Below are 14409 nucleotides of genomic sequence, written 5' to 3'. Positions count from 1 at the left end.
ATGATCGTACGCAGGCAACGTGTCGGCGACTGGGCCAGCGCCGTCTGGCCTCATCTCGTCCTCCTCCTCGCTGCAGCACTGATGCTTGGGCCGTTCCTCTGGATCGCCGCCGCTGCCTTCCGAACCCAGATTTCGCTGATGATGGGCGAGGTTCTGTTCACTCCGACCTTGTCAAATCTGCACGAGCTGCTCTTTTCCAGCACGTCGAACTATGCGCGCAGCTTCGCCAACAGCCTGGTCGTGGCCACCCTGACGACGCTCCTCGTCCTGATCTCGGCTCTCGCTTCCGCCTATGCGCTCGTGCGACTAGAAGCACCGCCTTTGCTGACCAAATTGATCCTGGTCTGGGCGCTCGTCTTCCAGATGATCCCCCCGATCACGCTGGTCGGCGCCTGGTTCGCGCTGTTTCGGGCGCTCGGCCTCGACAACACCTATACCGGGCTTGTTCTTGCCCATGTCGCGCTCAACCTGCCGCTCGCGCTGTGGATTCTCATCGGCTATGTCCGCGACCTGCCTGTCGAGCTCGACGAGGCCGCCCGGATCGACGGTGCCTCGGTGCCCGTCATCCTCGTCCGTATCGTCCTGCCGCTGGTAAGGCCGGGGTTGCTGGCCGCAGGCGTGCTGGTCTTCATCTTCAGCTGGAACGAGTTCCCGGTCGCTCTCAATCTGACGTCCGAGCGGACGGCCACCGTGCCCGTTTCGATCGCGAGCTTCGCGCAGGAATACGTCATCCAGCATACCGGGATGGCGGCAGCCTCATTGCTCTCGATCGTGCCGGCGCTTGCCTTCCTGATCCTGGCTCAGAGGACCATCATCAGGGGCCTCACCGCAGGCGCCGTGAAATAGCGGATTGACAAAGTCTAAATGTTCATACATTTAGACCGATATAGAGGGAGGTCGTGATGCCCCGACGTAGTACCCAGCCATCGAAGCCGACAGCGGAGCCGGCAGAGCCGGCGGCGGGGCAGGGAGAAAGCGTCATCACGCTGCGTCCCTTCGAGCAGGGCCCGTTCCTGCCGCTGCATTTCCAGGTCCGCAACGATCTGTCGCTTCAGCTTCGCTCAGGGCGCTTCGGCGCCGGCGCGGCGCTGCCCAGCGAAGGCGATCTCTGCCAGCATTACGGCGTCAGCCGGGGCACCATGCGGCACGCGCTGCTCGAGCTGGCGCGCGAAGGCATCATCGAGCGCTTCGCAGGCCGAGGCTCGTTCCTGCGCCAGCCGAAATTCGAAGGCCATATCGCGGCCTCCTATCGTCAGTTCAGGCTGGAAGGCCCGCCCATCGATCCCGGCGGTCGCATCCTGTCGCTGTCGCGCCACCGTGCGACCGCCGAGATCGCCGACCGCCTCGGCCTGAAGCCGTCGGCCTTTGTCTGGTCCCTCGACCGCGTGCGCTTCGTCGGCGCGTCGCCGGTGGCCATTCAGATGAGCGCCATTCCGGCCGATCTTTGCCAGGAGCTGACCAAGGAAGAGCTGACCACCCGTCACCTCATCGACGTCCTGCGCGATCGCCACGGCATCGAGTTCACGCATGCCGACGAGTATGTGGATCCGGGTATCGCAGACGCTTTCGTTGCCACCCATCTCGAGGTCGCTCCGGGGACACCGGTCTACGAGCTCGAGCGCAAGACCTATCTGGCCGATGGGCGGGTCGGCGAATACCGGCGCGCGGTGATGCGCGGCGACACGCATCGCTACAAGATCGAGCTGCGCTGATGACCGCTGAGGCCGCTACCGAGCAAGTGCGGATCGTGGTCGAGAGCGATCTACCCGAGATCGTCGCGGCGGATTCGCTGATCTGCTGGAGCTTGAATCTGAAACCGGCTGCTCCCCTTCCGCCGGGAGCGGCGATCGGGCTGGCGCGCCATTGGCCCAGCGATTGGGGCAGCCCGCAATTCGACCGGCCGGATGCGGCGGACTATGTCACGATCGTTGCAGCGGAAGGCTGTCCGACCAAGGTCGAGGTGCGTCGCCAATCGTCGTGGCATCCCTTCGACCATGCCCTGCTCATCGAGCTCCCAGACGGCTTGAAGTCGGATCTCACGGTCACGTTCGGCGCCGGGGGCAGCCCCGGGCACCGCGTGCAGACCTTCGTCGAAGATGCCTCACCCTTGAGCCTGCGCCTGCGGTCAAGGCCGGACGGCGCATGGCACGAGATCGAGCGCCTGCGGACATGGGTGGTCGGCGGCCCGATCGCCGGGCTGGCGGTGACGGTGCCGAGCGTCGTCAGGCCGGGCGAGCGCTTCTCGCTTCATATCCTGGCGGAAGATTGCTGGGGCAACCCGGCTTCGGGCGCCGATCTAGAACTGCGCGTTCCGGAGCTCGGCTTGAGCGGCCGCCTGACGAGCGCCAGCGGCTCGGTCACGCGCATCGAGGCGACGCTGCCGGCTTCTGGCGTGTACCGTCTCGCGGTCGAGGACGAGGCGGGTCGCTGGCGGGCACTGAGCAATCCGATCCGCTGTGATGCCGCACCGGCTCATCGCCTGTACTGGGGTGACATCCATGCCCAGTCCGCGATCGGTTGCGGGGCTCAGTCGATCGCGGGCTATTTCCGCTTCGGACGGGACGTCGCCGCGCTGGATTTCGCCAGCCATCAGGGCAATTGCTTCCTCGTCTCAAATCCCGAATGGACCGAGAGCCGCGAGGTCACGCGTCAATTCAACGAGGACGGCCGCTTCGTTGCCCTGCTCGGGTACGAATGGTCCGGAACGACCTCTGTCGGCGGCGATCACAACGTCTATTTCCCCGGCGACGACGGCGAGCTTCGCCGCTGCAGCCATCGGCATCTCACCGATGTCTCGGATGTGGCTACCGACCTGCCGCATGTCACCGATCTGCACGACCATGTACGCGGTCGCGATCTGCTGATGCAGGTCCATGTCGGTGGCCGCACCTCGAATCTCGACTGGCACGAACCCTCGACCGAGCGCCTGATCGAAGTTCATTCGACCCATGCCACCTCCGAATGGTTCCTGCACGATGCCCTCTCACGCGGCTGGAAGTTCGGCGTGACCGGCGGCAGCGACGGGATCGACGGACGGCCCGGCCGCAGCCGACCCGGCCGCATGTCGGTGCGCAATCTGGGCGGCGGCCTCGCCGCGCTCGCCGCGCCCGATCTCAGCCGGGCCTCGGTCTGGTCGCAGCTCGCCGCCCGGCGGACCTATGCGACGACCGGTCCGCGCATCCTGCTGGCCTTTTCCTGCGAACAGGCGGGCTTCGGTGAATCGTTGCGGACGAAAACGGCCCCGAGCTTCGAACTCGATGTCGCCGGCACCGCCCCATTGCGCTCGGTGCAGGTCTTTCGCGGCATCACGCCTGTCTTCCATGCTCCGATCCAGGCCAGGGACCCGCGCCCAAGCGATGTCCTGCGCGTGGCCTGGCGCGGCGCGTCCGGCTTCGGCAATTGGGAGCGCGCCAGGATGATCTGGGACGGCTCGCTCGCGATCCAGGGAGCGACGATCCGCGGCGTCAGACCCTATGCGATGGACACGGCTGCCGAAGGCGTGACGGGCTGGTCTTCTCAAAACGTCAGCTGGACCTCGATCACCGCCGGCGATTGGGACGGGATCGAGCTCGATCTCGATCGGACCGGCCCCGTGAGCCTGCGGTTCGAATCCGGCCCGATGGCGCATGTGTTTTCGGCGGCGGAAATCGAGGCTGGAGCCTCGCATCGACTGACCGGTCCCAACCGGGAGCTGCGAGCCGAGTGGCTGCCTGGCTCGCCGGCGTCGGAAGACTGGAGCGGCACCTGGACGGAAACCGAAAACCCTGCGGGGGAACAGGCCTACTGGCTGCGCGTAGAGCAGGATGACGGCGCTCTCGCCTGGTCGAGCCCGATCTATGTGACGGTATCGCCGTGACCGGCCCGTCATCATCTCGGCCGATGATCGAGGTGCGTGGAGTTACGCAGCGCTTTCCCGGCGACCCGCCCGGCACCGCGCCCGTCCTCGGGGAAATCGACCTCGCCATCGGCGAGAACGAATTCGTGGTCCTTGTCGGGCGCAGCGGCTGCGGCAAGACCACGCTCCTCAACATCATCGCGGGTCTGACCACCGCCTCGGAAGGCGAAGTGCTCGTCGATGGCCGGCGGGTGACCGGGCCGGGCCATGGCAAGGGCATGGTCTTTCAGCAGAGCGCATTGTTCCCATGGCTGACCGCCAGGAAGAATATCGCCTTCGCCGGCCGAAATCGCGGGCTGCGCGGCGTCGAAGTCGACGCGCTGGCCGAGTCGCTCCTGGATCTCGTCGGCCTCGCGGGGCAGGGGGACAAATACCCGTTCGAAATGTCGGGCGGCATGCAGCAGCGTGTCGCCATCGCGCGGGCGTTGGCGCTCGACCCGGCCGTGCTGCTCATGGACGAACCCTTCGGCGCGCTGGACGAGCTGACGCGCGACGAGATGCAGGAGGAGCTTCTTCGGGTCTGGGCGGCGCGCCGCAAGACGGTGGTGTTCGTCACCCATTCGATCTCGGAAGCGCTGGCGCTGGCCGACCGGATCATCGTGCTCGCCCCTCGGCCGGGCCGCATCGTGCTCGATCGCCGCCTGGAGGCAGCCCGGCCGCGCGCCCGCACCGATCTTGAACTGCTGCGCCTTCACGAGGAAATCCGCGAAGCCCTGCGCGAACAGGGTGGTTCAGCACCCGGGCTGGTCGCATGACGCCCCGCGGCCTTCCGCATCGGCTTCTCAGCGCGGCGTTGCCGATCGCAGTGATCGCCGCCTGGCTGCTGGCCTGGGAGGGCGCGAGCCGCATGGAATGGCTCAATACCTTCCGGTTCCCGCCGCCCTCCCGCGTTTGGGAGAGCGCCGTCGATCTCGCCACCAACGGCTTTCCAATGGGCACGCGCCTGGGCAGCCATATCGCGGCCACGCTGCAGCGGGTCGTTTGCGGTTATCTCCTGGCGCTTGCACTCGCCATTCCGCTGGGATTGGCGATCGGGCGCAATCCCGTCGCGGACAGGATGACGGCGCCGATCATCGCATTCTGCCGTTCGGTCGCAACCCTCAGCCTGCTGCCGCTCGCACTCGTCTGGTTCGGAACAGGCGAGGCCTCGAAGATATTCCTGATCGGCTATGGCTGCTTCTGGGTGATGTTGTCCGCGGCGGTTGCCGCCGCCAAGCTGATCGACCCCGTATTGATCCGCGCTGCCCGGACCCTTGATACCAGCCGCCGCGATCTCTTCCTGCGAGTCTCGCTCCCGGCAACGCTGCCCCGGCTGTTCTCAGGTGCGCGGATCGCACTCGGCGTCGGCTTCATGGTGATCGTCGGAGCCGAGATGATCGGGACGACGACGGGGCTCGGCGCCCTGATCATGGAGGCGCGCACCTTCTACCGGAGCGACCTGACGGTGGTCGGGATGGCGCTGATCGGCCTGATCGGGTTCGGCCTGACGGCGGGACTGGCCTGGCTCGAGGCCAGGCTGATGCCCTGGCAGGAGCGGGAGGCATCGCGATGACGCGCTCGCCCGCTCTCGCCGGTACGATCGGCACCGCCTTGCTCCTGGTCGTCTGGGAGCTCGCAGCCCGGTATCTCTGGCGCGACCCTGGGACATTGCCTTCGCCGAGCCAGGCCCTGATCGCGGCGACGAAGATGCTGAGCCTTCGGGAGTTCGCCGAGCACCTCGCAATCAGTCTCTGGCGCATCCTGGCCGGTTTTGGCCTGGCGAGCCTCGTCGGAATCGCGCTTGGCGTCGCCTGCGGCCTTTCGCGCGGGTTCTCGGCAGCCATCCGGCCGGTCATGGACTTGTTGCGCCCGATCCCGCCTCTCGCCTGGATTCCACTGGCCATCATCTGGTTCGGGCTGGGCGAAGGTTCAAAGATCTTCGTGATCTTCCTCGGCGCGGTCTTTCCGATCTTCACCGCCAGCTGGCGCGGCGTGACGCTGGTACCGACGCTCCTCGTCCGCGCCGCGCGGACCATGAATATCGGCCGCGTGCGGATGGTCGGCTCCGTCATCTTGCCGGCGTCGCTGCCGGACATCGCGTCGGGCCTGCGCATCGGCTTTGGCCTCAGCTTCGGCATCCTGGTGGCGGCCGAGCTGATCGCAGCGCGCAGCGGGCTCGGCTACCTCGTCATGCAAGGGCGCGAGCTCGGCCAGCTTGGCATCACCGTTTTCGCCATCGGGATCATCGGGCTCGTGAACCTCGTGGCGGACGCTGCCTTCGCTCTCGCCATTCGCAGGACGGTCGGACGCTGGAGCTCGATCTAACAACCAAAAAAGGGGGATAATCATGTTGAGACGAGATTTCATGACGGCAGCCGCCGCCGGTGCTGCAGGCGCATTCTTGAGCCCTCTTGCCGCGCTGTCACAGCCCAAGCCGCAACTCGGCAAGATCACGCTCGGCTTCGGCCTCGACCCGGTCTTTGCACCGCACATCGTCGCCATGGAGAAGGGCTGGTTCAAGGAGGCCGGTTTCACCGAGGTGGCCACGAAATCCTTCTCAGGCGGCGCCCTGGCGGGCGAAGCCCTCCTCGCCGACGAGATCCAGCTTTGGACACCGGGCAATCTGCCGCCGATCTCGATGGCCCATACCGGCGTTCCGATCGTCGTGATGGGAACGAACTGCATCGCTGCGGCAGCCGACAAGCTCGTCGCCCGCAAGGATGCGAACATCCGCAACCCTGAAGACCTCTACAAGATCAAGATCGGCCTGCTCGCCGGCTCCACCGCGAGCGCTGTGCTGCACAAGCTCGCTGGCATCTACCGATTGGACGTCAGCCGGCTGCAGACCGTCAACATGCCGCCGCCCGAGCAACTCGCGGCGCTGAATGCCGGGCAGATCGGCGCGATGCTGTGCTGGCAGCCCTGGGGCTATCGCGCCTTGCAAGGTGGCGCGGCAGAGCTCATCCACTCGGGCGTCGCCAGCGGCTTTGCGGCGAACAAGGGCGCTGCGGTTCTGGTGTCCGCGACCCGCTCGCTTTTCGTGACGAGCGCCGCCTTTGCCAGACGCAATCCAGCCGCGCTGTTCGCGATGATGGCGACGCTGGTGCGCGCGCAGGCCTACGTGGCCAGTCCTGCAAACCGCGACGAGGTCGTCGGGCTCGTTGCCCGCGAAACCAAGCAGGATGCGGCGCTGGTCGCGTCGATCTGGGACGAATACGTCTTCGATCCCATTTTCGACTTCTCTTATCTGTCCGACATGCGCGCGATGACCGACTACCTCGTCTCGTCGGGGCGTATCAAGGAGGCGAAGGACCCGCTCGACTATACCTATTCGGGTGCGATCGCCGCTGTGAACGAGCAGTTGGTCAAGTTGCCAGGCCGTTGGAAGCCGTGATGCCCGGAGCGCAAACCGGGCTCGCCTTGATCGGCGCCGGCTTCATCGCCGAATACCATCTCGGTGGATTGGCGGCCGTGCCGGAGGCTGTAGTCAAGGTCGTCGCCAGCCGCTCCCTCGCAGGCGCGCAGCAGTTTGCCGGACAGCTGCCGGGCGCCGTCGCGACGACCGATGTCGCGGCGGCCATAGGCCGCGATGATGTCGATGCTGTTCTGGTGACGACCCCAGATGACACGCATGAGGCGATCGGCGCGCTCGCGCTGCAAGCTGGAAAGGCTGTGTTGCTCCAGAAGCCGATGGCGACATCGAGCGCGGCCTGTCGGCGCCTTATCGCTCTCGCCGACCAGACCGGCTGCGACCTGCAGGTCAGCTTCATGCATCGGCATTTCGAGGAGGTCGTCACCGCACGCCGCCTCATAGCGGAGGGCACCATTGGAACCATCACCAGCGTGCGCATGCGCAACGCCACGCCCGGGCCGGACTGGGGGGAATGGTTTTTCCGGCGCGATCGTGTCGGCGGCGGCGCGATCCTGCAACTCGGCATCCACGGCATCGATCTCATCGAGCATTTGGTCGGTGAGGTCGCTGCCGTCAGCGCGCGGACCGCGACGCTGCTCAGCGAGCGCCGGCTGCGCGACGGCCGCATCGTGCCGGTCGAGAACCCCGACAGCGCCTGGGGCATCTACGAACTCGCGAATGGCGCCATCGCGAGCCACGAGGTCTCGATGATCGAACAGGCCGGCTGCGATCGCTTCCGCATGGAAATCTATGGGACGAAGGGCACGATCTGGCTCCGCTCCGAGCGAGGAGCCCTCGCCGTCGCACGCAAGAGCCAGTGCGAATGGTCGGTCCCGGACCTGCCGACGCCGCCCTTCGGCCAGCGCCAGCATCGGGCATGGCTCGAAGGCGTGACCAATCTGGTGCCGCGAGAGCAGACGGCACGCGCCGGCCTGCGCGGCCTGCTCGTCGCCGAGGCGATCGAGCAGTCGCAGGCTGCAGGTGGGCAACGCGTCGCCGTCTCGGCCGAATGAGAGGTGGCCATGTCCCGTCCCCACAAGATCGCTATCCTCAGCTTCGCCCATTACCACGCGAACTTTTGGGCCGAGCAGTTCGCCCGTGAGGCCGAGATCGATCTCGCCTGCATCTGGGACGATGACGAGGAGCGCGGGCGCGACGCTGCCGGCCGCTTCGCGACCCGCTATGAGCCGGATCTCGATGCGGCGCTCGCCTCGTGCGAGGCGGTGGCGATCTGCTCGCAGACGAGCCGGCACGCCGAGCTCGCGATCCGCGCCGCCCGGGCGGATCGCGCCATCCTGTGCGAGAAGCCGATCACGACCAATCTGGCGGATGCCGACGCAATTCTGGCAGCGCTCCGCGAGACCGGCACGCTCTTCATGCAGAGCTTCCCGAAGCGCCTCGACCCGGCCTCTCAGGCGCTGCGCGAAGGCGTCGCAAGCGGGCGGCTCGGCCGCATCCATCTCGTGCGCATCCGGCACGGCCATCATTACGGGCTCGACGAGGCGTTTCGGCGAAACTGGTATGCCGACCCGGTGCTGGGTGGAGGCGGAGCCCTCATCGACGAGGGCGTGCACGGCGCCGACCTGCTGTGCTGGCTGTTCGGTCTGCCTGAGAGCGTCGTCGCGACGACGTCCTCGGTGCTGCCCGACCTCGCCGTCGAGGACGGCGCCACCGCGCTCTTCACCTATGCCGACGGCATGACGGCCGAACTCACGGCCAGCATTGCTTTCGTCGCGGCCGACACCTCGATCGAGATCTACGGGACGGGCGGGACGATGCTGCTCTCGGCCGTCGATCTCGCCTCGCGCGACATCACGCAGGGCGGCTTCCTGCGCAGCTTTATCGCGGGCGAGGAGCGGCAGTGGCGGGTCCACGATCTCGTGCCGCGCTTCAAGCAGGGCGAGTTCCATCACCAGAACGCCGCGGCCTTCGCCCGCTGCCTGCGCGAGGGCGCACCGCCGCCGGCAACCGCCGAGGACGGGCGCCGCGCGCTCCTCCTCATCGTCAGCGCTTACGAGGCGGCGCGCACGGGCCGCCGCCAGCTCATCGCAGATCACGAGAAGGGTTGAGAATGGGCGAAACCATCGACATCGTCATGATCGGCTGCGGGAATTTCTCCCGGCGCTATCATGTCCCGGCGATCGAGGCGGATGCGGATGCCGCGATCGTCGCGATCTACGATCCCGTTCCCAGCGACGGCACTCGCCAGCTTGCGCTGGCACACGATGCTGTCCTAGTCGCCGATCTCGCTGACCTGCCGGCGACACCGCGGCCGACCGTCGCCATCGTGACGACGCCGCACACGCTGCATTTCGAGCATGTCCGCTTCGCGCTCGCACGCGGCTGGCACGTGCTCTGCGACAAGCCGTTCGTCATGCGGCTTGCCGAGGCCAAATCGCTGGCGGCCGAGGCAAAAGAGCGGCAGCTCGTCAATGCCGTCGCGTTCAATCGGCGCTTCGACCGCGGCTGCCTGCGCGCCAAGGCCGCCCTTGCCGCCCGCGAGATCGGCCCGATCCGCTATATCCAGACGATCCAGCTCGGCTATGAGCGGGCTGGCTGGTTCCTCGACCCTGCACTTGGGGGCGGAGGCCCCTATACCGGCCGTGCCAGCCATATGGCGGATCTGCTGCCATGGCTCGTCGAACGCTCTCCCGACCGTATCCGCAGCCGCTTGCGCGGCGATGGCGGCCCTCGCTCCGACCAGGGTGGCTTCATCGAGCTGCGCTTCGGCGAGCTCGAGGCGCAGCTCACCTGCATCGAGGAGGGCTGGCACATGTGGGACGAAGTGCGGATCTTCGGCGAGGACGGGCTGATCGAATTGCGCCGGCCGCTCACCTTGCCCCTAGGCTGGGAGTTCCGGATGACGCGCGAACGCGGGCGCGCCTATGAACAACTCGACGCAGACCAGGCGGTCGGCGCCGCCCTGGTCGACTTCCTGCGCGCCGTGCGCGGGGGCGGCCAGCCCGAATGCAGCTTCGCCGACGCCGCGCTTTCGGTCGAGATCGTCGAAGCCGCCTTTGCGTCGGCGCGAAGCGGCGAAGCCTGGCGGGAGTTGGGTCAATGAGCGACCGGATCGCAATGCAGGTTCTGGACATCGCGACGCCGGACGGCGTGATGGAAACCCGTATGTTCAAGCCGTCGAACCTTGCTCCGCGCGGCTGCGTCATCCTCTATATGGACGCCTTCGGCCTGCGCCCGGAATTGGACGACATGTGCCGGCGCTATGCCGAACAGGGCTATGTCGGCTTCCTTCCCGACCTGTTCCACCGCCTCGGGTCACCCCGCTTTGCGCCGCCGCGGACGGCGGAGGAGCCGCTCGATCCGGGTATGCATGCCGCCAACGACGCCACCAGCATCGAAGGCTCCCTGGTCGACACGGCCGCTATCCTGCAGTTCGTGGCTGGCCAGGCGGAATTCGACGGCTTGCGCTTCGGCGCCACCGGCCATTGCATGGGCGGGCGGCATGCGCTCGCCGCCGCCGCCCGCTATGGCGAGCAAGTCAAAGCGGCTTCCTGCCTGCATGGCGGGCGATTGGTATGGGACGGACCAGGCTCGCCGCACCGCCTCATTCCCGAGGTCCGCGGAGCGCTCTATTTCGGCTTCGCCGCGAACGACATCACTTGTCCCGATTCCCACAAGGCGGTGATCGAGAACACGATAGCCGCTTCCGGTGCCCGCGCGGTGACCGAGCATTTCGCCGCGCATCATGGCTGGACCTTCCCCGAACGCTGGTGCTTTGACGCCAGCGCTGCGAAAAAGGCGTGGGAGCAGACAATCGCGATGTTTGACCATCAGGTCTCTCGCGGATGACGAATTGCCTTGCGGTTGCAGTTTCGCCCTTAGGTCGAGTGACGCGTTGGTCTGCTCTTCGGGCTCTGGGTTTATTCTGGGAACGCGGCGCTTTCGGCAAAAGGACAAATCCCGAACCGTGATCAGGATGTAGCCGCGTTCGAGCGATCCGTTCCCCTGCGGACATCGTGTTCACGAGGCCCATTGCGAGAGCCATATGCACCACTCGGGCGGCTGCAAGCCTTTGATTTGCCTAAGCTCTCTGGAAAATCAACCCCTTACGGGATCGATGGCGGACAGGGCGGGATTAGATATCTAATTCGAATATAGAATTATCAATGGCTTAGATAAGGTCTGTTGCTCGATTTGTTACACAAACTGTTGCGCGTTCTTTGCGCGAGTCAGGTCGGCCAAAACGCCCAAACCACGGCCGCGATTGGCACAGCCCAGACAGCTATATTCAGCACCTCCCGCCCATATCGCCACAGCTCACGGCGCCAGCGCGGCCATTTCGCGCGCCGTTCGCGCTCCTTGCGGTTTTCGACGCCGATTTGCTCCCAGTGGCCCATCAGAACAGGTCGCCTTGGGCCGGTGGCTTGATCACCGGGAAGAGCGCAGGATCGGCCGGATCATCCTTCTTCACGCCGCGCGCGACGATTTTCAGCAAACCATCCGGTAAGGGACGCTGCAGCGCCTTTGCCTGTTCCCAGGGCGCCGTCATCCATGCTGCGCATTCCTCCGGCGTCGTCAGGATCACCGGCATGGCCTTGGGATGGATCGGAGCTACCTCGCCGTTCGGATCGGTCGTGAGGAAGGCGAAGAGGTCGGCCATCTCCTCACCCTTCTTGACCTTGCGCACGCTCTTCCATTGCGGGCACCAGATCCCGGCGAAGAAGGCCGTGGGCCGATCCTCTCCGAAGGCGAACCAGATGTCGCCGCCGGCATCGCGGTTGAATTCGCTGAAGCTGTTGAACGGCACGAGGCAACGGTTCGGCACGTCGAGCCAGCGCTTCCAATGGGTGCTCGAGGTGTTGCGGACGTTCGTCGTTCCGCTGCCCGGCTCCATGCGCAGGAGCAGGTCGAAGTCGACCGGCTTGTCCTTGGCTCGCAGCTTGTCGGCGCGCCTCGTCGCGGCGTCGAGCAGCGCCTTCTTCGAGGACGGCATGCCCCAGCGCGTCATTGTCAGGCGTGCCTCGCCATCCTCATTGCGGATGATTGGCGCCTCATAGTCCGGGAAGATGCCGGGCTGCGGCGGCAGGTTGGCGAAATTCGCGCCGCCGTCGTTGAACGGCGCGAACAGCTTGCGCATCGCCTCTACGTTGCGGGTGTGGCTATAGAGGTTACACATCGCTGTCCTCGCCGACGCGCCGTCGGCGACCTGGCTCGCCCGGCTCGGCCGGGAGCATGTCCGCCTTGCCCCCTTCAATCAAGGTCAGCCCCGAGAGGCTGGGCGGAAGATCAGGCGGGCGTGGGCTCATCACGTCGGGACAGTAGGCGCCGCATTTGCGACCGTATTTCTGCGGCCGCCGCAGCTCGCTGTGCGGGTCGTATGCGCATTCCGACATGAAGCTGCGGAGCACGCGCCCGAGCGGCGCGTTGAGCCCGTACTCGATCGCAAGCCGGGCGAGCCGCACCCTGGTCTCTCGCGCGCAATAATGACAGCGCAGATGCACGACCACCCACGGATAATGGCCGAGCATCGTTGCGAGCGTGACCGGCCGGCGCGTCACGGTTCGTCATCGGTCGGACGCGGCCGGGCGCCGTCTGAAAAGAACCCGCGCAGGAACCCGCGCGAGGTCGAGCGATTGGCGTCGGTGAGCAAGACGAGGAAGTCGTGCGCCAGCGCTCGCAACGCTGCGGCCTCGGACCCGTGCTCCTCCAACAATTCGGCGATCATTCCCGTGATTTCAGCATCAAGGGACGTGTCCTCGATCCGCTGGTCCGCCGGCTGCGCTGACATCATTCTTGCCCTCTCATGAGAACATAACTAGAACGTACCGGCCGAGACGGAGTCAAGCAACCAGGGAGAGAGCAGATGGACACGACGGAATTGGGGGCGATGCACAAGACCCAGCTGGTCGACCTGCTTTACCTGACACAGCACGTCATGCAGGGGTTCACCCGGACGATCCTGCTGGTCAGCAAGACGATCACCGGCGACGGTGTCGACGGAGCCGAGCTGACCCGGAAGGCTGCGCAGATGATCGCCGGGATGCTTCTCAAGGAGGCGACCGAGAAGCGCAAAGCCGGCGAGGTCGGCGAGGCGGAAATCCGCGAGCGAGCCGTCGAGCAGTTCAACATGGTGATCCGCGAGACGCTCCGCAGCGGTCAGCCGCGGCAGTAGCGTGGTGGATCAGGCGCTCGCGGAGTCGCCGAGCCTGATCCTGCGCCGAACCTGCCCCGACCACCACGACGAGAAGGAGCGCGACAAGCTCTGGGGCGTAGACTGCGAGGGCGTCTATGTCGGCTCGATCGTGCTGCACCAAGGGCGATCGGATAACGAGCCGGTCTGGCAATGGGTGGTGCATCTGCACGCCGGCAGATTCCAGAACGGCCTGCGCGGAAACGATGGATCAGCGGCGACGCGGGAGGACGCGATGATCGCGTTTCGCCAGGCGTTCCAGCGCTGCCTGGCCCATATCGGCGACGCTGGCTGGCAGCATCACCTCGAGCACATGGCGATGCTGAGGGCGCGGGCTGGGCCTAGGAAATACTGATCAGCCGATCAGCGGCCTTCGCCGCTTCGACAAAGGCGCTCCGGGCGTCGCTCGCGGGTTTCTTCCCCGATAGTGCCTCCGCGCAGGCCGAAACGGCGCCACGCCACTCAGGGCCGTGCGCGGGCCATTGCAGCAGCTGCCTGGCCGCCTGTTCGACAGATGTCACAGCGAGAAACTGACCGGGTCTTGAGGTCTCAATGGCGACCGGGGGGCTGAACCAGTGACGAGGCATGACACGCACCTCCGCTACGAACTGGCGACTCAACGCCGATTGCCGATAGACGTTCCGGCTAAGGAGATTTGCCGTGACCCATCCGCCAGCCGACCCGCCGAAAGCCTATTCCCGCCTCGCCGGCAGGGAGGTCTCGACCTGGTCGGAAGAGTGGAAGCATGAGTGCGAGATCGCCTATCTCGCAAGGCTGTCGCCGGAGAAGCTGCGCGCGATGCTCTACGGCGTTCAGGGCGGCGAGGGCGAAAGCGCCAGGGGCATCAAGGCCCACCGTGGTGAAGCGGCGGTCAGCCAGCTGGCGAGCGAAATCGAGCGATATAGGCTGACAGCAAGCTGAAGCGAGAAGTCCGGTCAACACGAGCCGAGCGGCTTCAAAGGCCGCCTCGCA

18 protein-coding genes are annotated in these 14409 nt (G+C 66.1%); 14 read left to right on the top strand and 4 right to left on the bottom strand.

Annotated features, from left to right (window positions below; translation table 11 throughout):
• Genes ACSQ3M_RS10245 through ACSQ3M_RS10195 form a run of 11 tightly spaced genes read left to right on the top strand, consistent with a single transcriptional unit; the run spans window position 1 to window position 11096 of the window.
• Window positions 1-846: a carbohydrate ABC transporter permease gene (locus ACSQ3M_RS10245; RefSeq protein WP_436149954.1), complete on the top strand. Its 846-nt coding sequence runs from the start codon at window positions 1-3 to the stop codon at window positions 844-846.
• 56 nt (window positions 847-902) lie between these two features.
• Window positions 903-1712, top strand: coding sequence for a GntR family transcriptional regulator (locus ACSQ3M_RS10240; protein ID WP_436149953.1), 810 nt, complete (start codon window positions 903-905; stop codon window positions 1710-1712).
• Window positions 1712-3856, top strand: coding sequence for a DUF3604 domain-containing protein (locus tag ACSQ3M_RS10235; RefSeq protein ID WP_436149952.1), 2145 nt, complete (start codon window positions 1712-1714; stop codon window positions 3854-3856). Before ACSQ3M_RS10240 ends, ACSQ3M_RS10235 begins: the two co-directional genes overlap by 1 nt.
• A gap of 23 nt (window positions 3857-3879) precedes the next feature.
• A complete protein-coding gene (locus ACSQ3M_RS10230; protein ID WP_436149951.1) occupies window positions 3880-4650 on the top strand; it encodes an ABC transporter ATP-binding protein in 771 nt (256 codons plus the stop codon).
• Window positions 4647-5447, top strand: a complete 801-nt coding sequence (locus ACSQ3M_RS10225) for an ABC transporter permease (RefSeq protein WP_436149950.1) — start codon at window positions 4647-4649, stop codon at window positions 5445-5447. The genes ACSQ3M_RS10230 and ACSQ3M_RS10225 overlap by 4 nt, the downstream gene beginning before the upstream one ends.
• On the top strand, window positions 5444-6199 hold the full coding sequence (locus tag ACSQ3M_RS10220; RefSeq protein WP_436149949.1) for an ABC transporter permease: 756 nt from the start codon (window positions 5444-5446) through the stop codon (window positions 6197-6199). The genes ACSQ3M_RS10225 and ACSQ3M_RS10220 overlap by 4 nt, the downstream gene beginning before the upstream one ends.
• 40 nt (window positions 6200-6239) lie before the next feature.
• On the top strand, window positions 6240-7268 hold the full coding sequence (locus ACSQ3M_RS10215) for an ABC transporter substrate-binding protein (protein WP_436149948.1): 1029 nt from the start codon (window positions 6240-6242) through the stop codon (window positions 7266-7268).
• Complete coding sequence (locus ACSQ3M_RS10210; RefSeq protein ID WP_436149947.1) at window positions 7268-8299, top strand: Gfo/Idh/MocA family protein; 1032 nt, start codon at window positions 7268-7270, stop codon at window positions 8297-8299. Before ACSQ3M_RS10215 ends, ACSQ3M_RS10210 begins: the two co-directional genes overlap by 1 nt.
• Window positions 8300-8308: 9 nt before the next feature.
• A complete protein-coding gene (locus ACSQ3M_RS10205) occupies window positions 8309-9355 on the top strand; it encodes a Gfo/Idh/MocA family protein (RefSeq protein ID WP_436149946.1) in 1047 nt (348 codons plus the stop codon).
• A gap of 2 nt (window positions 9356-9357) precedes the next feature.
• Window positions 9358-10350, top strand: a complete 993-nt coding sequence (locus ACSQ3M_RS10200) for a Gfo/Idh/MocA family protein (protein ID WP_436149945.1) — start codon at window positions 9358-9360, stop codon at window positions 10348-10350.
• Entirely contained in the window at window positions 10347-11096 is a 750-nt protein-coding gene (locus tag ACSQ3M_RS10195) for a dienelactone hydrolase family protein (RefSeq protein ID WP_436149944.1), read from the top strand. Before ACSQ3M_RS10200 ends, ACSQ3M_RS10195 begins: the two co-directional genes overlap by 4 nt.
• Window positions 11097-11643: 547 nt before the next feature.
• On the opposite strand, the gene ACSQ3M_RS10190 is transcribed toward ACSQ3M_RS10195, so the two are convergent.
• Genes ACSQ3M_RS10190 through ACSQ3M_RS10180 form a run of 3 tightly spaced genes read right to left on the bottom strand, consistent with a single transcriptional unit; the run spans window position 11644 to window position 13038 of the window.
• A complete protein-coding gene (locus ACSQ3M_RS10190; protein ID WP_436149943.1) occupies window positions 11644-12423 on the bottom strand; it encodes an SOS response-associated peptidase in 780 nt (259 codons plus the stop codon).
• Window positions 12416-12805, bottom strand: a complete 390-nt coding sequence (locus ACSQ3M_RS10185; RefSeq protein WP_436149942.1) for a hypothetical protein — start codon at window positions 12803-12805, stop codon at window positions 12416-12418. Before ACSQ3M_RS10185 ends, ACSQ3M_RS10190 begins: the two co-directional genes overlap by 8 nt.
• The gene (locus tag ACSQ3M_RS10180; RefSeq protein WP_436149941.1) at window positions 12802-13038 is read right to left on the bottom strand and encodes a hypothetical protein; all 237 of its coding nucleotides are present in this window, start codon (window positions 13036-13038) and stop codon (window positions 12802-12804) included. Before ACSQ3M_RS10180 ends, ACSQ3M_RS10185 begins: the two co-directional genes overlap by 4 nt.
• Window positions 13039-13110: 72 nt before the next feature.
• On the opposite strand from ACSQ3M_RS10180, the gene ACSQ3M_RS10175 reads away from it, so the two are divergent.
• Both ACSQ3M_RS10175 and ACSQ3M_RS10170 read left to right on the top strand, forming a co-directional pair.
• Window positions 13111-13419, top strand: a complete 309-nt coding sequence (locus tag ACSQ3M_RS10175) for a hypothetical protein (protein ID WP_436149940.1) — start codon at window positions 13111-13113, stop codon at window positions 13417-13419.
• 4 nt (window positions 13420-13423) lie between these two features.
• Window positions 13424-13792: a hypothetical protein gene (locus tag ACSQ3M_RS10170; RefSeq protein WP_436149939.1), complete on the top strand. Its 369-nt coding sequence runs from the start codon at window positions 13424-13426 to the stop codon at window positions 13790-13792.
• Here ACSQ3M_RS10170 and ACSQ3M_RS10165 read toward each other — a convergent pair.
• A complete protein-coding gene (locus tag ACSQ3M_RS10165; protein WP_436149938.1) occupies window positions 13779-14024 on the bottom strand; it encodes a DUF982 domain-containing protein in 246 nt (81 codons plus the stop codon). The two genes, ACSQ3M_RS10170 and ACSQ3M_RS10165, sit on opposite strands and share 14 nt — an antisense overlap.
• 73 nt (window positions 14025-14097) lie before the next feature.
• On the opposite strand from ACSQ3M_RS10165, the gene ACSQ3M_RS10160 reads away from it, so the two are divergent.
• The gene (locus tag ACSQ3M_RS10160; RefSeq protein ID WP_436149937.1) at window positions 14098-14358 is read left to right on the top strand and encodes a DUF7696 family protein; all 261 of its coding nucleotides are present in this window, start codon (window positions 14098-14100) and stop codon (window positions 14356-14358) included.
• Window positions 14359-14409: the final 51 nt, after the last annotated feature.

The sequence above is a fragment of the Allobosea sp. LjRoot90 genome, from assembly GCF_964254315.1.
Lineage (GTDB): Bacteria > Pseudomonadota > Alphaproteobacteria > Rhizobiales > Beijerinckiaceae > Allobosea.
Note: the sequence above shows the minus strand (reverse complement) of the source record. Positions and strands in the feature narration are given on the sequence as shown.